23 protein-coding genes are annotated in these 22,253 nt (G+C 71.6%); 11 read left to right on the top strand and 12 right to left on the bottom strand.

Features of this window, described 5'->3' with window-relative positions; translation table 11 throughout:
• The first annotated feature begins 60 nt into the window (after positions 1 to 60).
• From H7965_RS04125 to H7965_RS04140, 4 genes are all read left to right on the top strand, one after another.
• Positions 61 to 465: a hypothetical protein gene (locus tag H7965_RS04125; protein ID WP_186769270.1), complete on the top strand. Its 405-nt coding sequence runs from the start codon at positions 61 to 63 to the stop codon at positions 463 to 465.
• 272 nt (positions 466 to 737) lie between these two features.
• Positions 738 to 1,502 (top strand): dienelactone hydrolase family protein, encoded by a 765-nt coding sequence (locus H7965_RS04130; protein WP_186769271.1) that lies wholly within the window; start codon positions 738 to 740, stop codon positions 1,500 to 1,502.
• Between the two features lie 154 nt (positions 1,503 to 1,656).
• Entirely contained in the window at positions 1,657 to 2,628 is a 972-nt protein-coding gene (locus H7965_RS04135) for a Tim44 domain-containing protein (RefSeq protein ID WP_186769272.1), read from the top strand.
• Positions 2,629 to 2,798: 170 nt separating this feature from the next.
• Positions 2,799 to 2,978: a hypothetical protein gene (locus H7965_RS04140; protein WP_186769273.1), complete on the top strand. Its 180-nt coding sequence runs from the start codon at positions 2,799 to 2,801 to the stop codon at positions 2,976 to 2,978.
• Positions 2,979 to 2,993: 15 nt separating this feature from the next.
• On the opposite strand, the gene H7965_RS04145 is transcribed toward H7965_RS04140, so the two are convergent.
• The 4 genes from H7965_RS04145 to H7965_RS04160 all read right to left on the bottom strand — a co-directional run bounded on the left by H7965_RS04145 (position 2,994) and on the right by H7965_RS04160 (position 6,329).
• Positions 2,994 to 3,473, bottom strand: coding sequence for a hypothetical protein (locus H7965_RS04145; RefSeq protein WP_186769274.1), 480 nt, complete (start codon positions 3,471 to 3,473; stop codon positions 2,994 to 2,996).
• A 70-nt stretch (positions 3,474 to 3,543) separates the two neighbouring features.
• The gene (locus H7965_RS04150; RefSeq protein WP_186769275.1) at positions 3,544 to 4,338 is read right to left on the bottom strand and encodes a helix-turn-helix domain-containing protein; all 795 of its coding nucleotides are present in this window, start codon (positions 4,336 to 4,338) and stop codon (positions 3,544 to 3,546) included.
• Between the two features lie 268 nt (positions 4,339 to 4,606).
• The gene (locus H7965_RS04155; RefSeq protein ID WP_186769276.1) at positions 4,607 to 5,611 is read right to left on the bottom strand and encodes a Bug family tripartite tricarboxylate transporter substrate binding protein; all 1,005 of its coding nucleotides are present in this window, start codon (positions 5,609 to 5,611) and stop codon (positions 4,607 to 4,609) included.
• A 325-nt stretch (positions 5,612 to 5,936) separates the two neighbouring features.
• Positions 5,937 to 6,329 (bottom strand): DMT family transporter, encoded by a 393-nt coding sequence (locus H7965_RS04160; RefSeq protein WP_390624551.1) that lies wholly within the window; start codon positions 6,327 to 6,329, stop codon positions 5,937 to 5,939.
• Positions 6,330 to 6,673: 344 nt separating this feature from the next.
• Between H7965_RS04160 and H7965_RS04165 the strand changes: the two genes are divergently transcribed.
• Genes H7965_RS04165 through H7965_RS04175 form a run of 3 tightly spaced genes read left to right on the top strand, consistent with a single transcriptional unit; the run spans position 6,674 to position 9,921 of the window.
• Positions 6,674 to 8,233, top strand: a complete 1,560-nt coding sequence (locus H7965_RS04165) for a glycosyltransferase family 39 protein (RefSeq protein ID WP_186769278.1) — start codon at positions 6,674 to 6,676, stop codon at positions 8,231 to 8,233.
• A gap of 57 nt (positions 8,234 to 8,290) precedes the next feature.
• Complete coding sequence (locus H7965_RS04170; protein WP_186769279.1) at positions 8,291 to 9,142, top strand: ABC transporter permease; 852 nt, start codon at positions 8,291 to 8,293, stop codon at positions 9,140 to 9,142.
• A gap of 50 nt (positions 9,143 to 9,192) precedes the next feature.
• Positions 9,193 to 9,921 carry an ABC transporter ATP-binding protein gene (locus tag H7965_RS04175; RefSeq protein WP_186769280.1) on the top strand — a complete coding sequence of 243 codons (729 nt, stop codon included), beginning with the start codon at positions 9,193 to 9,195 and terminating at the stop codon, positions 9,919 to 9,921.
• Between the two features lie 148 nt (positions 9,922 to 10,069).
• Here H7965_RS04175 and purD read toward each other — a convergent pair whose 3' ends face one another.
• Entirely contained in the window at positions 10,070 to 11,338 is a 1,269-nt protein-coding gene (purD, locus tag H7965_RS04180) for a phosphoribosylamine--glycine ligase (protein ID WP_186769281.1), read from the bottom strand.
• A 45-nt stretch (positions 11,339 to 11,383) separates the two neighbouring features.
• Here purD and xseA point away from each other — a divergent pair, with 45 nt between their 5' ends.
• From xseA to H7965_RS04195, 3 genes are all read left to right on the top strand, one after another.
• Positions 11,384 to 12,853, top strand: coding sequence for an exodeoxyribonuclease VII large subunit (xseA, locus tag H7965_RS04185; RefSeq protein WP_186769282.1), 1,470 nt, complete (start codon positions 11,384 to 11,386; stop codon positions 12,851 to 12,853).
• Complete coding sequence (locus H7965_RS04190) at positions 12,853 to 13,662, top strand: M23 family metallopeptidase (protein WP_222440457.1); 810 nt, start codon at positions 12,853 to 12,855, stop codon at positions 13,660 to 13,662. The genes xseA and H7965_RS04190 overlap by 1 nt, the downstream gene beginning before the upstream one ends.
• 74 nt (positions 13,663 to 13,736) lie before the next feature.
• A complete protein-coding gene (locus H7965_RS04195) occupies positions 13,737 to 14,495 on the top strand; it encodes an SDR family NAD(P)-dependent oxidoreductase (RefSeq protein ID WP_186769284.1) in 759 nt (252 codons plus the stop codon).
• A 39-nt stretch (positions 14,496 to 14,534) separates the two neighbouring features.
• On the opposite strand, the gene H7965_RS04200 is transcribed toward H7965_RS04195, so the two are convergent.
• On the bottom strand, positions 14,535 to 16,562 hold the full coding sequence (locus H7965_RS04200) for a TonB-dependent receptor (RefSeq protein ID WP_186769285.1): 2,028 nt from the start codon (positions 16,560 to 16,562) through the stop codon (positions 14,535 to 14,537).
• A gap of 128 nt (positions 16,563 to 16,690) precedes the next feature.
• Here H7965_RS04200 and nikR point away from each other — a divergent pair, with 128 nt between their 5' ends.
• Positions 16,691 to 17,143, top strand: a complete 453-nt coding sequence (nikR, locus tag H7965_RS04205; protein ID WP_186769286.1) for a nickel-responsive transcriptional regulator NikR — start codon at positions 16,691 to 16,693, stop codon at positions 17,141 to 17,143.
• 9 nt (positions 17,144 to 17,152) lie between these two features.
• Here the strand turns inward: nikR and H7965_RS04210 are convergent, their stop codons facing one another.
• The 6 genes from H7965_RS04210 to H7965_RS04235 form a co-directional block, all read right to left on the bottom strand.
• Positions 17,153 to 18,181, bottom strand: coding sequence for an amino acid ABC transporter substrate-binding protein (locus H7965_RS04210; protein ID WP_186769287.1), 1,029 nt, complete (start codon positions 18,179 to 18,181; stop codon positions 17,153 to 17,155).
• A 79-nt stretch (positions 18,182 to 18,260) separates the two neighbouring features.
• Positions 18,261 to 18,989, bottom strand: a complete 729-nt coding sequence (locus tag H7965_RS04215) for an ATP-binding cassette domain-containing protein (protein ID WP_186769288.1) — start codon at positions 18,987 to 18,989, stop codon at positions 18,261 to 18,263.
• Positions 18,989 to 20,284: an ABC transporter permease DevC gene (gene devC / locus H7965_RS04220; RefSeq protein WP_186769289.1), complete on the bottom strand. Its 1,296-nt coding sequence runs from the start codon at positions 20,282 to 20,284 to the stop codon at positions 18,989 to 18,991. The genes H7965_RS04215 and devC overlap by 1 nt, the downstream gene beginning before the upstream one ends.
• Positions 20,281 to 21,315, bottom strand: a complete 1,035-nt coding sequence (locus tag H7965_RS04225; protein ID WP_186769290.1) for an HlyD family efflux transporter periplasmic adaptor subunit — start codon at positions 21,313 to 21,315, stop codon at positions 20,281 to 20,283. The genes devC and H7965_RS04225 overlap by 4 nt, the downstream gene beginning before the upstream one ends.
• Entirely contained in the window at positions 21,312 to 21,611 is a 300-nt protein-coding gene (locus H7965_RS04230; protein ID WP_186769291.1) for a hypothetical protein, read from the bottom strand. Before H7965_RS04230 ends, H7965_RS04225 begins: the two co-directional genes overlap by 4 nt.
• A complete protein-coding gene (locus H7965_RS04235) occupies positions 21,608 to 22,186 on the bottom strand; it encodes a TetR/AcrR family transcriptional regulator (RefSeq protein WP_186769292.1) in 579 nt (192 codons plus the stop codon). Before H7965_RS04235 ends, H7965_RS04230 begins: the two co-directional genes overlap by 4 nt.
• Between the last annotated feature and the right edge of the window lie 67 nt (positions 22,187 to 22,253).

Here is a 22,253-nt window from a genome sequence, read left to right on the forward strand (position 1 = left end):
TCCTTGCAGCGCGGAGTCCTGCCCCGGGGTGTTTACGCCCCTCCGCGGTCCGCTCTAGCCATGGCCACCGCCGAATGGCGCAAGCCGCGCGCGACGATGCGGGCCGAGGCCATCACCACCATCGCCGAGCTCACCGTCTTCAAGGGTGGCGACGCGTCGCTGCGCGAGATGGCCGCCCGCATCACCATCACCGCCCACCAGATCCCGGTCCTGGTCGAGATGGGTGCCTTCCGCGAGGGCGACCTGGACGACGAAGCGATGGGGGCCATGGCGATTGTCGTCGACATAGCCGCGGGCTGGGACGACGAGGCGGAGTCGATCGAGGAGTTCGTCGACACCCTCGACGACCATGACCTTGCCCGCCTCGCCGGGGCGGCGCGGCTCTGGGCGCATGGGGTCTGGGAAACCATGGTGCCGCTCAGCCCGGCCGAGAAGCAGGCGACCCTGGCGGCATTGCGGCACTGAACGGCCGCGCCTCGCCGCAGGTCCGCGCTTGCATTGCCTGTAGCCTGTCGTTTGCAAAGCGGCCGAAGACTACGGGGGCGTCATGCCCCTCCACGATCCGTTCCGGCAAGGGATCCCGGATGAGGCCACACTCGATCGCGACAGGGTTTCGGCCCAGATGGTGACGTAACGCACTGTATCACGACGGCCCGCTCGACCAACGTTCCCTTCCGTTGATGGTGGGGGCAGCCATGTGGAGCGGGATTGCATCAGCGGAGAGGCCGAACGTCCCGGTGCTGCGCCGTCTGGCCACCGCGCTCCGCGCCGGCGCACTGACCGCGGCGCTGCTGCCGGGTCTCGGCTTGGCCGGCGAACCGCCCGACACCGAGGTGCTGCCGCGGCCGGAGGCGGTGCAGGCCCCCGGGGTGTCCGGCCTGCTCTCGCTGCCGCCTCCCATGGCCAGGGGTGCGGCCAGGGCGCTGCCGGCGGTGCTGGTACTGCATGACGCGCTCGGGCCCGACAGTCGCAGCGAACCCTATGTCGAACAGTTGCTCGGCGCCGGCATCGCCGTGCTGGACGTCCGGGCCGAGGCGCCGGATGCCTTGGCGCGCATGGCTGCGGTGGAGCTGCTGCTGGCGGATGCGCGGATCGACTCCCGGCGCCTCGGCGTGCTCGGCTTCGGCGCCGGGGCGGTGACGGCGGCGGCTTCGCCCCTGCCTGCTCGGGCGCTGCTCTACCCCGGCTGTGCCAGCCTGCCGCCGGCCGGACCGATCCCGGGCGCGGTGCTGCTGGCGCATGGCGACACCGATGCCGCCAACCCCGGCGCCGCCTGCGCCGCGGCGGCCGAGGCGCTGGCGGCGGGCGGCGCACGGGTGCGGCGGGTGGAATACGCCGGCGCCGGCTATGCCTGGGACCGGCCGGCCTTCGCGATCGGGGAGCGGGCGCTGGTTCCGGCACCTGGCGGCGATGGCCGGGTGCTGGTGCGGCCCTGGCCGGCCCTGGCAGAGATGGCGTCGGCCCAGGTCGCCGGCTTCTTCGCCGCCGCCCTGGCGCCATGACACCTCGTGCCCGGCCTTGACGTGTCAGGCGGGCGCGGTCGCGCCTTTTTCGACACCATGTGGCTGTGCTGGCTGTCGCGCGATCGCAGGTCGCAATTCGTGCGTTGACGCCCTATATACGTGACAACAAGTTCATGTCGGAGAAACTCCACCCATGCGTCGCCCTGGCTTCCTGATCGCGGCCATCGCTGCCGCAGCCCTCGCGCTCGCACCTGCCTTGGCGGAGGCTCGTCCGGGCGGTGGCGGCGGTGCCGGCAGCCGTGGCAGCCGCACCTTCAGCGCGCCGCCCAGCACCAGCACGGCCCCCGGCACCGCCCGGCCGATGGAACGGACGATGCAGCCGAACCAGCCGGCGAGCCCTGGCGTCGGGCAGACCGCCCGGCCGCCGATCGGCCAGCCGAACCCGGCGGGCGGCTTCTTCTCGCGCTCGCCCTTCATGGCGGGGCTGATGGGTGGCCTGATCGGCGTCGGCCTCGGCGGGCTGCTGTTCGGCAACGGGCTGTTCGGTGGCTTCAGCGGCTTCGCCAGCATCCTCGGCCTGCTGCTGCAGATCGGTCTGATCGTGCTGCTGGTGCGCTTCGCCATCGGTTTCTTCCGCCGCCGCCAGGCGCAGCCGGCAATGGCCGGCGTGGCGCCGCAAGGCGGCATGGCGCGGGCGATGGACGGCCATGGCCGTGGCCCAATGAGCGGCGGCGGTGGCGCCCCGGCGACCGCGCCGCTGGAGCTTCGGCCTGAGGATTTCAGCAGCTTCGAGCAACTGCTGAAGGCAGTGAACGATGCCTGGTCGCGCCAGGATGTCGGCACGCTGCGCCACCTGGCGACGCCGGAGATGGTCCGCTACTTCAGCGATGACCTCGCCAATCTCGCCGCCCGCGGCTGGCACAACCAGACCCGGGAGGTGACGCTGGAGCAGGGCGACCTGGCCGAGGCATGGCGCGAGGGCGACCGCGAATACGCTACCGTGGCCATGCGCTTCTCCCTGGTGGATGTCACCCGCCGCCTCGCCGATGGAGTGGTGGTGGAGGGCGACCCCGACCGCCGTACCCAGGCGGTGGAGCTCTGGACCTTCGTGCGGCCCGCGGGCGGCAGCTGGCAGCTCTCGGCGATCCAGCAGACCGAGAAATAGGCTGGCCTGGCGCGCCCGCTGCAGCGGGCGCGGCGCAGTTCAGCGTTCACATTCGCGCCGCCCTGGCCATTCGGCCTGGGCGGCGTTCTCGTAATTGTGGCGGATCGTGACCAGATCGTGGCAGGATGATGGCAAGAATGCCTCATACGAATCCTGCCGGAGGTGTGTTGATGGTCCCGCTGTGCTGCATCGCCGTTATCGCTGCCCTCAGTGGCCTTGCCACCGTGGTGCTTGCGCTGGCGGTGGCCGGCCTCGGCGCCACCGCTCTGCTGGCCGCGCCGGCCTTCGGCGCGGTGTCCCTTGCGGCGGGGCTGGCGGCGGCGGTGGTGGCGATGCGGCGCTACGGCTGAGCCGAGTAGGGCGGCTCAGCCGAGCCGTGGCCCTTCCGGCAGCCAGGCGATATGCGTCACCTTGCGCCGCCCATGGGTGCGGACGGAGAGCGGCGCCGCGGTGTGGCGGTTGTCGTGCACCGTGGCCAGGCCGAAGCCATGGCTGTGCAGCAGCAGGAAGTGGTCGGTTACCCGCAGCAGGTACCAGCCGCGCGGCAGGCCCTCACGCACCAGCCGCAGCAGGCTTGGCCGGTGCTCCGGCAGGTCGCGCTTCACATGCGGAACGCCCAGGCGGTCCAGCACCGCCAGCAGGTCGCGCCAGTAGGCGGTGACGACCGGGCCCTCGGCCGGGTACCAGCCAGGGGCGATGGAGCGCAGCAGGTCGCAGGCCTCGCCATAAGGGCGGCCCGCCGCCAGGGCCAGCGCCGCCGGGCCGCACCAGGGCGTCAGGCCGCCATTCTCGGCGGTGAGGGCCAGATGGCCGCGAGTTTGGGAGAGGCGGAGGTCGGGGGCCATGGCGCGATCCCTTCGGCGCCGAGAGAAGAGCCCGGCCGTACTCACAGGATCGCGATAAATCACATTGTAGTCAATCTACAAAATGTGAAACTAGGCGTAACGCTTGCGCCGTGGCCGCATCCGCCGGCAAGAAAGCCTCAATCGCCAGCTCTGCCAAGGTGACATCCACGGGCGTACCGAACACCGTGGTGGTGCTGAGGAAGCTCAGCACGCCATCGGCGCTTCGCAGTCGGAACGGCACCGCGATGGCCGTTGCCTCCACCGCCGGCGGCGGCACCCGTGGGGCGGGGTAGCGGCGCAGCTCCTCCAGCAGCGCCGCCAGCACGGGGTCGGCCGAAAGCTCCACCTCGCGCCGGAGCCGCGCCAGCAGATGCGCCCGCCACTCCGCCAGGTTGTCGATCCGCGGCGCCAGCCCTTCCGGATGCAGCGACAGCCGCAGCACGTTCACCGGCGGCGCCAGCAGCGCCGCGCTGGCGCCGGTGAGCAGCGGCGCCACCGCCGCATTGGCCGAGACCAGTTGCCAGTGCCGGTCCACCGCCAGCGCCGGGTTTGGCGCATGCGCCGCCAGCACCCGCTCGATCGCCTCCCGTGCCGGGGCCAGGGCGGGGTCGTCCAGCCTGCGCTGCGGGAAGACCGGGGCGTAGCCGGCGGCCAGCAGCAGCCGGTTGCGCTCGCGCAGCGGCAGCTCCAGCGGCTCGGCCAGGCGCAGCACCATCTCCCGGCTCGGCACCGCCCGGCCGGTCTCGACAAAGCTGAGATGACGGGTGGAGATCTCGGCCTCCAGCGCCAGCGCCATCTGGCTCAGCCGCCGCCGCTGGCGCCATTCGCGGAGCAGCTCGCCGAAGCCGGTGGTTTCGGATTGCATGCAGCCGAAACTAGCCTTGCTGCGGCGCGACGGCCATGACCTCCGGGGTCGTGGGATCATACCAGCGGCCCCAGGCTCTGATACGTTCAGGATTCCTCGAACGTTGGGCATCGCGCCGTAAGGCGCGCCTTACGGCGCGACGCTCCAGCTTGCCTGGCTTCGCCGCATTGGCGGCAGGCCGCGTTCCGGGACCCCGTGGAGGTTGCGCGGCGACGCCCATGGCCACCCGTCGCGGCCTCGGGCGGGTCAAGAAGCCGATCCGGGGGGATCAGTCGCGCGGGACCTTGGCCTGCTCCACCACCTCGGCCCACATCGCCATCTCGCGCTCCACCACCGCCCGCAGCGCCTCCGGCTCCGATCCCACCGGCTCGAAGCCCAGCTCATCCAGCCGGCTGCGCAGGGAGGGGTCATGCATCGCCCGGGCGATCGCCCGTTGCAGCCAGGCGATCCGGTCCGGCGGGGTGCCGCCGGGGGTGAAGTAGCCGAGCCAGGCCACTGTCTCCAGGCCCTGCACCAGCCCGGTCTCGGCCATGGTCGGGACGTCGGGCAGGCCGGCCATCCGATTCGGGCCGGTGGTTGCCAGCGCCCGCACCGTGCCGGCATCGATGAAGGGCTTGGTGCTGCCGGAGACGGCGATGGTCCAATGCGCCTCGCCCTGCGCCACCGCCTGCACCGCCGCGCCGTCCCCGCGGTAGGAGACATGGGTGCCGGGTGGGATGCCGGCGCGCAGCCGGAACAACTCCCCCAGCAGATGCACCGTGGCGCCGACGCCGGAGCTGGCGACATTCCACGCGTTGGGGTTCTCCTTCAGCCAGGCGATGAACTCCTCCAGCGTCTCCGCCGGCACCTTCGGGTTGGCGACCAGCAGGAAGGGGCCGCTGCCGGCGATGGTCACCGGGTCGAAGGCGGTGCGGACGTTGATGTCGCGGGAGAAGGCCCGGCTCATTACCGGCAGGATCACGAAATTCGGTCCGCCGTAGAACACCGAATAGCCATCCGCTGGCTGGGCCGCGGCATGTCGGGCGCCGATGGCGCCGGCGGCGCCCGGCCGGTTCTCGACGACGAAGGTGGCGTTGGTTTGCCGGGCCATCAGATCGGCCAGCAGCCGGGTCAGGATATCGACGCCGGAGCCCGGCCCGGCCGGCAGCAGCAGGCGGATCGGGCGATTGGGGAAGGGCGCGGCCTGGGCACGGGGCGCGGCAAGCGGCAGGGTGGACAGGGGCGGGGCAAGCAAGGCAGCGCCGAGCAGCCGCCGCCGCGTAGCGTCAGGCATGGCCATTTCCTCCAGACCCGGCCGTCTCCGCGACCGGTTCCCCGAAGGCTAGGACAGCTTCGGCCCGAGCGGGAACCGCTTTGACGTGAATGCTGCGGGCCGTGGCCCTGGAGCGAAACTCATGCGACCAACCAACAAGGCTGGAGCCTGAACGTGCTCTGAGAGGCTGCGGAAAAGCACAAGAGGGGGTGGGGAGAGCCGCTTCTCCGTCATGGCCGGATTTGATCCCGCCTCTCTAGCCTATGATTTTGCTGGGTATCCGGGTGCGCAGGCCAAGCCCGCGCCGATGGGGAAGCAAGGGCGCATCGCCCTTCTCCGCACCCTGCTAGCGGCGGCCGCCAGCGACCTCGCCAACCACCGGCCGCGGTTCGGCCGGCTCGCTATCCGCCAGGATGATAACGCCAAGGCAGACCATCAGCAGCCCGATGACCTTCAGCATCGTCAGGGCTTCCTGGAACAGCGCGATCCCGAACACCGTCGCCGCGATGTAGGAGACGGCGGTACAGGGCAGCGCCACCGACATCGGGATCCGCCGCAGTGCCACCACATAGAACAGCGTGCCGCTGGCATAGAAGCCCAGGCCGACCAGGGTTTCCCAGCGCAGTATCTGTGCCAGAAGGCTATCCAGGACCGCGGTCGTCGGCGGCAATCCGGTGGCGCCCAGCTTCAGCAGAACCTGACCGATTTGGGACGCGACTATAGCCACTCCGAGTGACACCCAATGTGCGCGTTCAGGCCGCGCGCCACCGAACCCTGCCAACCGCAACTCCTGTGCGAATTACTGAGATGTGGTGAAATTTTATTTACGAAGCCAGTAGACAAACTTGTGTGATAAATATTTAGTCAAATCTTGCTAAATCCGATAGCGAAGTTTTCGTGAGTTACAACCGCACCGTCACGGCAGCGGTTGCGACTTCGCCGTTTCGTGTATTTGCCGCACCGGCGAAATCCCTGACATCTCGCAATGTTCCAGCAAGCGGGAGACCCGATGCCGCGCCGTCCAGCCATTGCCCTGCCAGGATGGCACCCTGCCGACTGTGTTCCGGCGTGGAATCGCCGGTCATGGAAATGCTGACGGTGAATGGCCCGGCTGGCCAGGCCGGCGCCCTCCCGCCAGCCCCGGCTGTGGCCTTCAGCCTGTCCTCCCGCCGCATCCTGGCCGGGCTTGGCCTGGTGACTCTCGCCGCCATCGCCCTCCGGCTCTGGCGGATCGACGCCGCCGGCTACTGGAGCGACGAGCTGTTCAGCATCTTCTGGGTGCGGCAGGGCCTGGATGTGCTGTGGGGCGTCGGGCTGCATGTCGAGACCACGCCGCCGCTCTACTATACCCTGCTGAAACCCTGGACCGCCGCCTTCGGCGAGACCGAACTGGCTGGCCGCGGCTTCTCCGCCCTGTTCTCCGCCCTGGCGGTGCCGCTGACCTACCGGCTGGCGCGGGAATTCGCCCCGCCCGGCGCGGCGCTGCTGGCCGCCGCGCTGCTCGCCCTGTCGCCGCTGCAACTGCTCTATGCGCAGGAGGCGCGGGCCTATGCCATGCTGCCGGCGCTCTATGCGCTGGCGCTGCTCGGGCTGGTACGGTTCTGCCGGTCGGGCGGCGCCGGCGCGCTGGCGCTCTACGGCGTCATGGCGCTGCTGCTGGTCTATACCCATGCGACCTCCGCCTTCACCCTGGCGGCGCTGAACCTCGTGGGCTTCGGCTGGCTGCTGCTCAGCCGCCCGGCCGGCTGGGCGGCAGCGTTCCGGCTCGCCGCCGTGAATGTGGTGGTGGTGGCGCTGTCGGTGCCGCAGATCCTGGCGATGATCGGGCAGCAGGGCCGCTTCGACCTGGCCTGGATCCCGAAGCCGGACCTGGTCGGGCTGTTCGGCCTGGCCGGTGCGCTGCTGGCCGACCCGACCCCGGCGCTGCGGCTGCGCCATACCGCGCTGCTGGCGCTGGCCATCGCCGGGCTGCTGGCGGTGCTGCTGTGGCGGGTCTGGCCGGGCCGCCGGGCGATGCTGTTCCTGGCGGCGCCGCCGGCGATCTTCCTGGCGGTGACCCTGCTGCTGAGCCTCTGGTCCCCCTTCTTCCTGCCGCGCATCGCGGTCTGGGTGACGGTGCCGCTGGCGGTGCTGCTGGCGATGGTGCTGACCTCGCCCGCGGCGCCGGGCTGGGCGCGCGGCGGCCTTGCCGTGGTGCTGGCACTCGGCATCGGCTTCGGGCTGCGCGGCGTGCTGGTGACGGCGCCGGCGATGAAGGAGGATTTTCGCGGCCTTGCCGCCGCCATGGCGCCGCAGGTGGCGCCGGCGGATACCATCGCGCTCGGCCCGCGCACTAATCTGCTGGGCCTCGCCTTCTACCTGGAGGAGAGCCGGCAGCAGGCGCGCTGGCAGCCGGCAGGTGCGCCGGAGATCCAGCTCGCGCCCTTCTCACCTGAAGGTGTACCGGATGCCGTGCCGCTGCCGAGCGCGGCGTTGGCGGCGCGGGTGCGGGCGGGACAGCGGGTCTGGCTGGTGCTGAACCCGCGCGATGCCGAAGAATTCCTGGAGGCCGCCCTGGTCGTGGTGCCGGAGGTCCCGCCATCGGTCGACCGCCGCTGGCCCCTGCTGACGGTGCTGTTCTGGGATCCGGCCGGGGCACGATGAGCCCCGGCCGCCCGTAAGGCGCTGGCCGCCCGCAACTGCGAAGGCTATAGGCCGCCCATGCTGGATCAGACCCAGGCCCAGGTGGCGCCGTCGCCGCTCTACATTTGCGACGCCGCCCAGCCTCGGCGCCGCGCCGCGGCGATCGAAGATCTCGCCACCGGCCTCAGCCGCTGGCGACTGCCGGCGGCGCTCGCCCGGCTCGACATCCGCAACCGCTATCGCGGCTCGGTGCTCGGGCCATTCTGGCTGACGCTCTCGACCGCTGTCATGGTGGGCGGGCTGGGGCTGCTCTACTCCTCGCTGTTCAAGCTGCCGCTGGCCGATTACCTGCCTTTCCTCGCGGTCAGCCTGATCGTCTGGAACATGATCGCGCAGATCGTGGCCGACGCCTGCATCAGCCTGACCAGCGCCGAGGGCATCATCCGCCAGCTGGCACTGCCCTACAGCGTCCACATCACCCGTTGCGTCATGCGCAACGCGCTGATCGCGGCGCACAGCCTGCCGCTGATCCTCGTGGTCTTCCTTGCCTGCGGCGTGCTGCCGGGGCCGGAGGCGCTGCTGGCGCTGCCGGGGCTGGCGCTGGTGGCGGTGAACGCCTTCGCCGTGGCGTTGTTCCTCGGCATGCTCTGCGCCAGGTTCCGCGACATCGCGCCGATCGTCGCCTCCGCCATGCAGCTGGCGTTCTTCCTCTCGCCGGTGCTGTGGAAGCCGGAACTGCTGGGGGAGCGCCAGGTCTGGCTGCCGCTGAACCCCTTCTACGTGGTGATGGAGACGGTGCGCGGGCCGCTGGTGGAGGGGGGCGCCTCGGCGCTGGTGTGGCTGTCGGCGGTGCTTTACACCGCGCTGGCCTGCGCCGTGGCCTTCGCCTTCTTCGTCCGCTTCCGCGGCCGCATCGCCTTCTGGGTGTAGCCGCCCGATCGCGTCGCCCGGCGGCGTGAATCGGCCGGCTGGAGAAGCCTATGCCCTATGTTTCGGTGCAGAACCTCACCATCGAATTTCCGCTGTACCACCTCGGTGCGCGGTCGCTGAAGAAGCGCATCCTGGCGCGCTCGCCGTTGCGGCTGCGGCAGGATGCCTCGAACCGTGTGGTGGTTTCGGCGCTGCGCGAGCTCGACTTCCGCATCGGCCCCGGGGAGCGCGTGGCGCTGATCGGCGGCAACGGCGCCGGCAAGACCACGCTGCTGCGCACCTTGGCCGGGATCTATCAGCCGGTCAGCGGCCGGCTGGAGGTGCAGGGGCTGATCGGCGCGCTGATCGACCCGGCGGCAGGCATGGACCAGGAATCGACGGGTCGGGAGAACATCATCCTGCGCGGGCTGTTCCGCGGCCTGGACGAGGCGACCAGCGAGAGCATGGCGGAGGAGATCGGCGCGTTCAGCGGGCTTGGTGAATTCCTCGACGTGCCAGTGCGCAGCTATTCCGCCGGCATGCAGGTGCGGCTGTCCTTCGCCATCGCCACGGTGATGGAGCCGGAAGTGCTGCTGATGGATGAGTGGTTCCTGGCCGGCGACGCCGACTTCCGCCAGCGCGCGCGGGAGAAGCTGGAACGGCTGGTCGAACACGCCGACATACTGGTTCTGGCCTCGCACGACATGGGCGTGGTGCGCGAATGGTGCACCCGGGCAATCCGGCTGGAGGCCGGGCGGATCGTGGCGGACGGGCCGGTGGAGGCGGTGCTGGCGGCCTGAGGGAAGGGGCTGCCCTTCCGTCCAATGCCATGCGCGGGCTTGACCCGCGCATCCCGCCTCCGCTGCAAAAAAAACGAGGCGTTGGATGGCGGGTCAAGCCCGGCCATAACAGGAGGCGGTGCCGAGGCACCGCTTGCGCCGCGCCCGCCTAAAGCGCCCGGTGAGCGATGTCCCGCCGGCAGAAGCCCTCCGGCCAGTCGATTGCCTCCACCGCCCGGTAGGCTGCGGCGCGCGCCGAGGCCACCGTCTCCGCCATCGCGGTCACGCCCAGCACGCGGCCGCCATTCGCCACCACCGCGCCATCCTCCCGCCGCGCCGTGCCGGCGTGGAACACCTCCACCCCCGGCACTGAGGCGGCGCGCTCCAGCCCGCGGATCACCGTGCCCTTGGCGTAGGCGCCGGGGTAGCCGCGCGCCGCCATCACCACCGTCAGGCTCGGCCGCGGGTCCCAGCGCAGGTCGAATTGCGCGAGCGCGCCGTCGCAGGCGGCCAGCAGCGCGGTCAGCAGGTCGGAGCGCAGCCGGAGCATCAGCGCCTGGCATTCCGGGTCGCCGAAGCGAACGTTGAATTCGATCAGCTTGGGTCCGGCATCGGTGATCATCAGCCCGGCGAAGAGCACGCCGCGGAAGGGCGCGCCGCGCCGCGCCATCTCGGCCAGGGTCGGGCGGATGATCTCCGCCATCACCTGGTCCTGCAGCGCCGGGGTGAAGATGGGCGGCGGCGAATAGGCGCCCATGCCGCCGGTATTGGGGCCGAGGTCGCCGTCATAGGCCCGCTTGTGGTCCTGCGCCGCACCCAGCGGCAGGGCGGTGGTGCCATCGCAGAGGGCGAAGAAGGAGACCTCCTGCCCCAGCAGGCATTCCTCGATGACGACACTGGCGCCAGCCGCGCCATGCACCCGGCTTTCCATGATGTCGGCGATGGCGGCCTCGGCCTCCTCGACCGTGGCGGCGACCACCACGCCCTTGCCGGCCGCCAGCCCATCCGCCTTCACCACGATGGGCGCGCCCTGGGCCCGGATATAGGCGCGGGCCGCATCCGCCTCCTCGAAGCGCGCCCAGCGGGCGCCGGGGACGCCGGCGGCATCCGCCACCTCGCGGGTGAAGCTCTTGCTGCCTTCCAGCCGGGCGGCGGCGGCGCTCGGGCCGAAGCAGCGCAGCCCGGCCGCGGCGCAGGCGTCGGCTAGGCCGAGGGTCAGCGGCGCCTCCGGCCCCACCACCACCAGATCCACCGCCTGCGCCTGGGCGAAGGCGACCAGCGCGGGGATGTCCTCGGCGCCGATCGGCACGCATTCGGCGACCTCGGCGATGCCGGCATTGCCCGGCGCGCACCACAGCTTCGTCAGCAGCGGCGAGGCCGCCAGCGCCCAGCACAGAGCGTGTTCCCGCCCGCCGCCGCCGACCACCAGGAGTTTCATGCTTCCGGCCTCCAAACCGGCGGCGGCCTAGCATATCCTGCGGCGATGGACAGCACTCCGCCCAGAGCCGCCACCGCCAACATCCCCGAATTCGCCGTCTCGGAGCTTGCCGGCGCCATCCGCCGGACCCTGGAAGGCGCCTTCGGCCGGGTCCGGGTGCGCGGCGAGATCACCGAGCTGCGGCGCTACCCGTCAGGCCATATCTACCTGGCGCTGAAGGATGAGAACGCCAAGCTCAAGGGCGTGATCTGGAAAGGGACCGTCGCCCGCCTCGGACTGAAGCCGGAGGAAGGCGTCGAGGTCATCGCCACCGGCAAGATCACCACCTATGGTGACCGGTCCGAGTACCAGCTCGTCATCGACCGGCTGGAATACGCCGGCGCCGGGGCGCTGCTGGCGCGAATTGAGACCCTGCGGCTGAAGCTGCTGGAGGAGGGGCTGTTCGCGCCCGAGCGCAAGCGCCGGCTGCCGCTGCTGCCGCGGGTCATCGGCGTGGTCACCAGCGAGCGTGGTGCGGTGATCCAGGACATCCGCACCACCATTGCACGGCGCTTCCCGCGAAGGCTGATCCTCTGGCCCGTCGCGGTGCAGGGGGCAGGGGCGGCGGAGCAGATCGCCGCCGCCATCCGCGGCTTCGGCGCGCTGCCGGCGGGTGGGGCCGTGCCACGGCCCGACGTGATCATCGTGGCGCGCGGCGGCGGCAGCCTGGAAGACCTGATGGCCTTCAACGAGGAGATCGTCGTCCGCGCCGCCGCCGAAAGCCCGATCCCGCTGATCAGCGCGGTGGGGCATGAAACCGACACCACGCTGATCGACTTCGCCTCGGACCGCCGCGCCCCGACGCCGACCGCCGCGGCGGAGATCGCCATCCCGGCCCGGGCCGATCTGCTGGCCGATCTGGCGCAGCGCCAGGCCCGGCTGCTGCAGCTCGGCCGCGCCATCACTGAACGCGCCCGCCGCCGGCTGATGATGGCGGAGCGCGGCCTGCCGGACCTGCCCAACATCCTCGGCGCGCTGCGGCAGCGGCTGGAGGACCGCGGCGAAAGGCTCGGCATCGCCATGCCGGCGCTGCTGGAGCGCAGGCGCGCCGCGCTCGGCCGGATCGCCCCGAAGCTGCCGCATCCGCGCGAGCAGATCGCCGCCAGGCGGGCGGCTCTGGCGATGCTGGCGGCGCGGGCGGAGACGGCATGGCATCGTGCCCAGGCCCGGCGCAAGGCCGCGGCCCCGCTGGCGCGCTTCTCGGCGACGCCGGTGCAGGCGCTGCTGCGGGAGAAGCGGGTGCGGCTGGAAGGTCTGGCGGCGCGGCTCGGCAGCGTCTCCTACCAGGCGGTGCTGGCGCGCGGCTTCGCGCTGGTGCAGGACGCGGAGGGCGCGCCGCTGACCACTGCCGCCGCGGTGCCGCCGGGTGGGCACCTGACCCTGACCTTCGCCGACGGCCAGATCGGCGCCACTGCGGATGGGGCGAAGCCGACGCGCCGCAAGCGGGATATGCCGAGCCAGGGGGCGCTGCTGTGATGCGCCGCCGTGCCGCCCTCGCCCTGCCGGCCCTGCTGCTGGCCCGGCCCGCCGGGGCGGTGGCGCTGCCGACATCCGGGCTGACCCAGGGCGGCTTCGTCACCGGCCGGGTCGCCCCCGGCACAAAGCTGGCGTTGGATGGTCGCGCCCTGCGGATCGGTCCGGGCGGCGAGTACGCCTTCGGCTTCGGCCGCGACCATGGGCCGGAGGCGGTACTGAGCGTCACCCCGCCCGGCGGCCACCCGGCGGCGCAGCGGCTGGCGATCACCAAGCGGCGCTGGAACATCCAGCGGCTGGAGGGCCTGCCCGGCGCCATGGTGACGCCGCCGCCCGAGATCATGGCGCGGATCACCCGGGAGCGGGAGCAGCTGGCCGCGCTGCGCCGCCAGGACACCGCGGAGACCTTCTTCGCCGCGGGGCTGATCTGGCCGGCGCACGGCCGGATCAGCGGGGTCTACGGCAGTCAGCGGATCCTGAACGGCGAGCCGCGGGCGCCGCACCTCGGCCTCGACGTGGCGGTGCCGGTCGGCACGCCGCTGCGGGCGGCGGCGGCGGGGCATGTCGTACTGGCGGAGGAGCTGTATTTCACCGGCGATACCATCATCCTTGACCATGGGCATGGGGTGCAGACGCTCTATGCGCATATGTCGCGGCTGGATGTGGCGCCGGGCCAGCGGATCGCGGCCGGCGCGCACCTCGGCGCCAGCGGCGCCACCGGACGGGTCACCGGGCCGCATCTGCACTTCGGCCTGACCTGGTTCGCCACCAGGCTGGACCCGCAGCCGGTGCTGCCGGCGGTGCAAGGATAGCAGCGCGCCGCGCGGGGGGTGAAACCGCCGCTCCCCCCGGCGGGTTGAGAAAGCCACCCGATGGAGAGCACGCGATGAGCGGCACGGACAACTTCGCCCGCTACCCCAGCCTGAAGGATCGCGTGGTGATCATCACCGGCGGCGCCAGCGGCATCGGCGCCTCCATGGTCGCGCATTTCGCCGCCCAGGGTGCCCGCCCCGTCTTTCTCGACTTCGACCGCGAGCACGGCGCCCGGGTCTCGGCCGAGACCGGCGCGCTGTTCCTGCCCTGCGACCTGCGCGACATCGCCGCCCTGCGCGCCGTCCTGGCCGAGGTCCATGCGAAGCTCGGCCCCGCCAGCGTGCTGGTGAACAACGCCGCGCGCGACGACCGCCACGGCTGGGAAACCGTGGAGCCCGAATACTGGGACGAGCGCATGCACACCAACCTGCGCCACCAGTTCTTCTGTGCCCAGGCGGTGGCGCCGCAGATGAAGGCGGCCGGCGCCGGCTCCATCATCTGCATGGGCAGCGTGTCCTGGTTCAAGGCACAGGGCGGCATGCCGGCCTACACCACGGCGAAGGCGGCGGTGCATGGGCTGTCGCGTGGGCTGGCGCGCGACCTCGGGCCCTTCGGCATCCGCTGCAACGTGGTGGTGCCCGGCTGGATCTTCACCGAGCGGCAGCAGCAGCTCTGGGCGACGCCGGAGTCGGTGGCGGCCAATCTGGAACGGCAGTGCCTGAAGGAGAAGCTCTACCCGCCCGATGTCGCCCGCATGGTGCTGTGGCTGGCCGCCGATGACAGCCGGATGGTGACGGCGCAGAGCTTCGTGGTGGATGGGGGGAGCATCTGACGGCGGAACGCCGGGTGCGGAGCCCCCGGCCCGCCCCGATCAAAGCGTCGCCGCCAGGGTGAAGCGCACGGCAAACGGCTCCGCCGGGTGGAAATGCCGGTCCTCCACCCCCGCCGCCGGCTCGCCCGGCAGGCGGGAGGCGTAGAAGTAGTCGATCTGGCTGGCGCGGGTGTTGAACAGGTTGAAGACGTCCAGCGAGGCCTGCATGCCGTTTGCGAAGCGGTAGCCGATACGGGCGTTCACCAGCGTGGTCGGGTGGGAGCGGGCGCTGTTGTCTTCGGCCAGCGGCCGGGCGCCGAAATGCCGCAGCCGGGCGGTGCCGAACCAGCCGAGACCCTCGTCCAGCGTCACCCCGGCGCTCATCACCAGGTTCGGCGCGCCGGGGATGTGGCGGCCCTCGCCGTCGGAGTCGGTGAAGCGCGCCCGCGTCGCCGCCATGTCGAGGTCGAAGCCGAGCCAGGGCTTTGGCCGCCAATGGTTGGTCCATTCGATGCCGATGCGGCGGCTCGGCCGCCCGGCTTCCGTGGTGCCGGCGTCGCCGACGAAGAGGATCTCCGAACCAAGCGTCAGCACGAAGACAGCCAGCCGGGAGTCGAGCCCCGGCACCGCGCTGGTGGCGATGCCGACCTCCGCCCCCTTCGCCCGCACCAGCAACGGCACGCGGGACAGCGGCGTCAGCCGGTCGGTCGGGTCCACGCGGATGGTGGCGCCGCGCAGGTCGTTGCTGTGGAAGCCGGTGCCGGCGTTGAGGAAGACCTCCGTCGCCCACCAGGGCCCGAACACGATGCCGGCCTTGGGGCTGGCGATCCATTCGCCGGCACTGCCGGAATTCGCCGCTGTGCCGCTGTTCACCCGCCCGCCCATCCAATCGGCGCGGAGCCCGCCGGTCAGCCGCATCCAGCCGATGGGGCGGATCACCGTGTCGGTGAAGAAGCCGACGCTGTCCTGCCGCAGTGCATCCTCCCGCACCGGGGAGAGCAGCGCCCGGCTGGCGGTGCGGAACAGGCCGAGGCGGATGTCGTCATGCCGGATCTGCACCCCGAAGCGGGTCTCGGCGGCGCGGCCGAAGGCGGTCCAGGGGATGGCATGCGCCACCTCCCCGCCCAGCACCCAGCGGCGGTCGCGCTGGAGGAACTGGTCGCCGTTCACCGGGTCGTCGAGGACGTAGGTGAAGTTGCTGTAGAGATCGAGCGTCGAGCGGATGGCATAGGCGCTGACGCTGGTGGTCCCGAAATCCCCGGTCGTCGCCCAGCGGCCGGAGAGGCTGAATCGCTGCGACCGGCCGCCATCGGTCGGGTCGAGGGTGCCAAAGCGGTCCAGATTCCCGGCGGAGACGGCGCGCGCCGGCACCTGGTCCGTCGCGCGCCAGTGGCCGTTGTAGGCCATGCCGGTCAGGGTGAAGCCATCCCGCGCTGTGCCCTGGCTGTAGCGCAGCAGGCCGTTCAGCCGGACCAGCGCCTCGGGCCGCTGCCAGGGGCCGTCATAGCTGGCGGCCTCGCCAGCGCCGAGCAGCGTGCCGGCGCCGAGCGCCATGGAACCGGCGGCAAGGCCACGCCAATAGCCGAAGCTGCCGACCGTGCCCTGCACCAGCGGCCGGTCCAGCCGGTTGATCAGGTCGAGCCGCAGTGCGCCGGCGGTGGCGAAATCCCCCTCATCGGCGAAGTAGGGACCCTTGCGGACATGGATGCCGTCCAGCAGCTCGGGGATCAGGAAGTTCAGGTCGGCATAGCCCTGGCCATGCGCGTGGCTGCGCATGTTCAGCGGCATGCCGTCGAGGCGGATGGCGAGGTCGGTGCCGTGGTCAAGGTTGAAGCCGCGCAAGAAATACTGGTTCGCCTTGCCCTCGCCGCTGTGCTGGGTGACCACCAGCCCGGGGGCGGCTTCCAGCACCTCTCCGGTGCGGGCGATGGGGCGGGCGGCGATTTCCTCGCGCGGGACCTGGTGCTCGCTGGCGCTGGCCTCGGCGGCGGGGGGCGGCGCGGTGACCAGCAGCGGCGGCAGGGTCGCTGTCTGCGCCATTGCCGGGCCCGCCAGCGCCATGCCCAGAATTACCGCCGCTGCCCGCATGCCTGCCTCATACCAATTGGTAGAAACATCACACGCAGATTGCGCCGGGGCAAGGTGGCGGGCAGGATGGGCGGCCGCAGTCGTCCGGGTTCAGGAATCACGCTTCGGCATCCCAGGGGAGCCCCGCCATGCAGCGCATCACCATCACCATCGACGATGATCTGCTGGAGACGGTGGACGCGCTGGTGGCCCGCCACGGCTACGCCAGCCGGTCGGAGGCGATGCGCGACCTGGTGCGGGAAGCGGCGAAGCGCGAGGCGGCGGCGGAGACGCCCTGCATCGCCACCCTAAGCTATGTCTATGACCATGCGGTGCGGGAACTGCCGCGTCGGCTGGCGCAGGCGCAGCACGCCCACCACGATCTCAGCGTCGCCAGCCTGCATGTGCACCTGGACCATGACACATGCCTGGAGGTGGCGGTGCTGCGCGGCCCCTCGGGCGCGGTGCGGCGCTTCGCCGATGAAGTCACCAGCCAGCGCGGGGTGCGCCACCATGGCCTGCATCTGGTGCCGGCGCGGGTGGAGGAGGCGCGGCATGACCATGGCGCGGGTGCCCACCGGCACCCGCATGTTCATGTGTGAACTGGCCGCTTACCGCAGCGGCAGGGCGTAGAGCAGCCCGCCCGGCTTCGTCCACAGCTCGTTCGGCCCGCGCTCCAGCCCCACCGGCGTGTCGGGGCCCATGGTGCGGTTGTACAGCTCCCCGTAATTTCCGATGGCGCGGATGACGTTGTAGGCCCAGGCGCGGTCGAGCTTCAGCGCCTCGCCCAGCTCCGGCGTCACACCCAGCAGACGCCGGGTATTCGGGTTGGTGCTGGTGCGGCGCTGCTCCTCGGCGTTGGTCGAGGTCACGCCCTGCTCCTCCGCCTCGATCACCGCGTAGGTGTACCAGCGGACGATGTCGAACCATTGCGCATCGTCGCGCCGGACATAGGCGCCGTAGGGCTCCTTGCTGAAGCGCTCCGGCAGGATGGTCCAGTCGCGTGGGCTCGGCATGGCGGCGCGGACGCCGGCGAGCTGCGAGGCGTCGGTGCCGAAGGCGTCGCAGCGCCCGGCCTGCAGCGCGGCGGAGGCCTGATCGGTGCGCTCGAACAGCACCGGCCGGAAGGGCGTGTTGATGCTGCGAAAATAATCCGCCGTCACCTGCTCGTTCGTCGTGCCCTGGATCAGGCAGATGGTGGCGTCGCGCATCTCGGCCACCTTGGTCACGCCGGAGTTGGCGCGCAGCATGAAGCCGTGGCCATCGTAGAAATAGGTGACGGCGTGCCGCAGCCCGAGGGTGACGTCGCGCAGCATGGTCATGGTGCTGGTGCGGAACAGCACATCCACCTCACCGGAGCCGAGGGCGGTGAAGCGGGTGGAGGAAGAGAGCGGCATGAACCGCACCTTGGAGGGATCATTGAAGATCGCCACCGCCAGGCCGCGGCAGAGATCCACGTCCAGCCCCTGCCAGACGCCACGGCTGTCCGGCAGGGCGAAACCGGCGACGCCGGTGTGGATGCCGCAGACCAGCTGTCCGCGGGCCCTGATCGCCTCCAGCGTCTGCTGTGCAGAGGCGGTGGCGGAGGTCAGCAGTGTGCAGGCGAGTGCCGCCGCGGCAACAATGCCTCGTCCCAGCATGATGATGTGCCTTCCTGTTGAGCCCGCATCGATCCTCCTTGTGCGGTGGGACGGCTGTCAACGACGGTCTGGCGCCGCTTCAGCCCGCCCGGACCGGTTCTGCCTGCGAAGCGGGCACAATGCGCCCATCTTCCATCGCGACGATGCGGTCGGCGATGTCGAGGATACGCGGATCATGCGTGACCAGCAGGATCGGCACGCCGCGTTGCCGCGCCAGGTCGCGCAGCAGCCGCACCACCTCGCCGCCGCTCTGGCGGTCGAGCGCCGCGGTGGGTTCGTCGGCCAGGATCAGCCCGGGGTTGCCGGCCAGGGCGCGGGCCACCGCCACCCGCTGGCGCTGGCCGCCGGAAAGCTGGTCCGGCCGGCTCTCGCCGCGGTCACCGAGGCCGACCTGGGCCAGGATGGCGTCGGCGCGCTCCAGCCGCTCCGCCTCGGAGGTCGTGCGGTCCAGTTCCAGCGCCATCGCCACATTCTGCCGGGCGGAGAGGAAGCCGAGCAGGTTGTGCTGCTGGAAGATGAAGCCGATGCGGCGGCGGAGCGCGACGCGCTGCGCCTCGCTCGCCCCCGCCAGCTCCTGGCCGAGCACCTGGGCGCTGCCCTGCTGCATGGCGCGCAGCGCGCCGATCAGGGTCAGCAGCGTGGTCTTGCCGCTGCCGGAGGGGCCGGTGAGCAGCACGATCTCGCCGGGCGCGACGGCAAGCTCGACATCGCGCAGCACCGGCCGCGCCAGCGCGCCGCTGCCGAAGGCGTAGGTGACGCCGCGCAGCTGCACCGGTGGCGGCGGACGGCTGACCCGGGATCCGTCCATCAGAACATATCCGCCGGATTGGCGTCCCGCAGCTTGCGCATCGCCAGCAGTCCGGCGAGCGCGCACATGGTGAAGATCATGGCGAAGACGCCGAGGGCGCGGCCCGTCTCCATGCCGAGTGGCAGGAAGGTGCCCTTGCCCACCACGTCGTACAGCACGGCAGAGATGGCGAAGCCCGGCAGGAAGCCCAGCACCGCCAGCAGCAGCGCCGCGCTCAGCACGACGCGGCCGAGGTAGAGGTTGGAATAGCCCATCGCCTTCAGCGTGGCGTATTCTCTCAGATGGCTGGCGATGTCGCTGAACAGGATCTGGTAGACGATCACCATGCCGACGATCAGCCCCATCAGGCTGCCGAAGGCGAAGATGAAGCCGATCGGCGTCGCGGTTTCCCAGTAGTTCCGCTCATGCGCGACGAGCTGCGGCTGGCTCAGCACCATCACATCATCCGGCAGGAGCTGGCGCAGCCGGGCCATCGCCGCGTCGCGGTCGGCGCCGGGCACCAGCCGGATGGCGACGAGATCCACCGCCGAGACCTGCCGTTCCTTCACCACGCGGCGGAAATTCAGCTCCGACATGACGATGTTGCCGTCGGCGCCGAAGGAGGGGCCGATCTCGACCAGCCCGGCCACCTCCATCATCCGGTTGCCGACCTGCACCGGCAACGGCCCGCGCTCCCGCAGCAGCCGGCCGATATCACCGAATTCGGGACGGGAGCGCAGGTCGAAGGCAATGGTGTCGGGGCGCTTCAGCGTGTCGATCAGCGGCGCCAGGCCGGGGAAGTCCATCACCCCGGATTCGGTGTCGAACCCCACCAGCTGCACCGCGCGGCGGGTGCCGTTCTCCGGGTTCCGCCAGGTCGCCTGGGCCAGGTAGACCGGCACCGCCGCCTGCACCTCGGGCAGCGCCATCGCCTGGCTGGCGCGCACCCGCGGCAGGGTTTCCGGCTTGAAGCTGACCAGGGTCATCGGGTGCATCAGGAAGATGTCGGCCCGCATGGCGGAGAGCAGCGCGGTCGCGCTGTCGAACAGCGCCGCGCGGAAGCCGAGCTGCATGAACACGAGCACGCAGGCGAACATCACCCCGGCGATGGCGGAGGCCAGCCGCGCCTTCTCCCACCGCAGCTGCCGCCAGGCGAGGCGCAGCGGCAGCCACAGCGCGGCCAGCGGCGAGCCGCGGCGGACGGGTGGTCGAGTAGGGGGCGGCGCCTCATCACCCGCGTCATCGCCGGTCCGCTCCGGCGCCCAGGGCAGCAGCGTCTGGCTCAGCAGGCCTTCGCGGCGAAGGATCAGGGTCATGGCCGGATCGCCACCTGCACCTGCATGTTGGTCCGCCGCCGCAGCGCCTCCCGCGCTTCATCCGCAAGGGTCAGCCGCACCTCCACCGTGCGGGCATCGACGGCGGCGACAGGGTCGGTGCCGGCCTGGGTGGTGCGGCGGACCAGCCAGCCGATCTCGCGCACCGTCGCCGCGTAGCGGTGCGGCTCGCCGGGCACCACCACCTCGGCCGGCGCGCCGGGGCGCAGCCGCGGCAGGTCGGTCTCGTAGACATCGGCGACCACATCCATGCGGTCGAGGTCGGCGAGGTCGAGCAGCCCGTCGCTGCCCACCTGGTCGCCCGGCCGGGCGTAGATCTTGAGGATGGTGCCGGCGATCGGCGCCACCACGCGCGACAGCACCGCATCGGCGCGGGCCCTCAGCAGCGCCGCCTCCGCCGCCGCCAGCTCGGCCTCGGCCACCGCAAGATCCTGCGGCCAGGGCTGCAACAGCCGCTGCAGCGTGGCTTCCGCCTCGGCCCGCTCGGCCGTGGTGCGGCTGGCGGTGAAGCGGGCGCGCTCGGCGGCGGCGCGGCCGCCGGCGCCGGAGGGTACCAGTGCCTCCGCCCGTTCGGCATCGCGCCGGGCACTGGCCTCGGCGGCGCGCAGCGCCTCGATCCGGGCGCGCTGGGCCGCCACCTCCTCCGGCCGACCAGCGGCCCGGATGCGGGCGAGGGCAGCGCGCGACTGGGCGGCGGCGGCCTCGGCCTGGGCGATGGCGGCGTCCTTCTGTGCCGCATCACCGAAGACGGCGAGCAGCTGGCCGGCCTCGACGCGGTCGCCTTCCTGCACCAGCAGCCGGTCCAGCCGCGCGACGGCGAAGCCGCCCGGCTGGTTCAGCCGGCGGATGCGCGAGGCCGGCTCCACCCGGCCGAGGGCGCCGACGCCGATCGGCCCGGCGTCGGCCGTTGGTTCCGGCGCGCGGTCGGCGGCGCCGTGGCGGGTCAGCAGCATGGCGCCGCCGGCGATGCCGGCGACCAGCAGCAGGATCAGCAGCAGGCCACGGTTGTTCATGGTGGCGGCTCCGCGACATCCTCGAGCATCGCCAGATCATCCGCGTCGAAGAGCGGGATCGGCGCGGCGCCGGCTATCTCCGGGCAGCCGAGCAGCAGGCCCAGCACGCCGAACAGCTGGGGCGTCGCCGGGGTGAAATGGGTGGCGGCGCCGGCGCCGGCGGCCCCGGCCAGCAACAGCATGGCGGCACCGAACAGTGCGGCGCCGAGCCCGCTGCCCGTGGCGCGCCGGTTCAGCGCGTCGCGCCCCTTGGCGTTGCAGCCGGCTTCGGCGTCCGGGTCGCTGGACCGACTCATGTCGCCGGCTCCAGCAGATGGCAGAGCGCGGCATGCATCTCGGCCCGCTCCACCTCGGTCGGGGTATAGAGGCCGAAGACGCGGGCCATGAACAGTCCGTCGCCGGCGGCCATGATAGCGCCGCCATGGCCCGGCTTCAGGCCATCCGCCGCCACCGCCGCCCGCATCCGGGCGATCACCGCGCGAATCGGGCCGAGCAGCGCCGGATCATGGTGGAAGGCGGCGAGGAACACCGCGGCGGCGCGGTCGCAGCGCTCGTTCACCGCCTCCGGCGTCAGCTCGAAGGCCCAGGCCAGCATGGCGCGGGCGACGCGGCCGGGGCCTTCCGGCTGGCTGGCGACGCAAGCCTCGAAATCCTGCCCGATCCATTCGGCCAGGCGGGCGAGCAGCCCGGTCAGCAGCGCCTCCTTGGACGCGAAATGGTAGAGCAGCCCGCCCTTGGAGACCCCCGCCGCCTTCGCCGCCGCATCCAGGGTGAGGCCAGCGACGCCGCGAGCGCGGACGATGGCCTCGGTCGCGTCGAGGATGCGGGTGCGGGCGTCGGGCTGCGGGGCCGTTGCGGCAACGGTGGACATGTTCCAAAGCTATACCGTCTGGACGGTCAGTCAACCGTCCGGACGGTACAGCACGTATAGTTCACCA

Origin of the sequence: Siccirubricoccus deserti (assembly GCF_014283215.1) — a bacterium.
GTDB lineage: Bacteria > Pseudomonadota > Alphaproteobacteria > Acetobacterales > Acetobacteraceae > Siccirubricoccus > Siccirubricoccus deserti.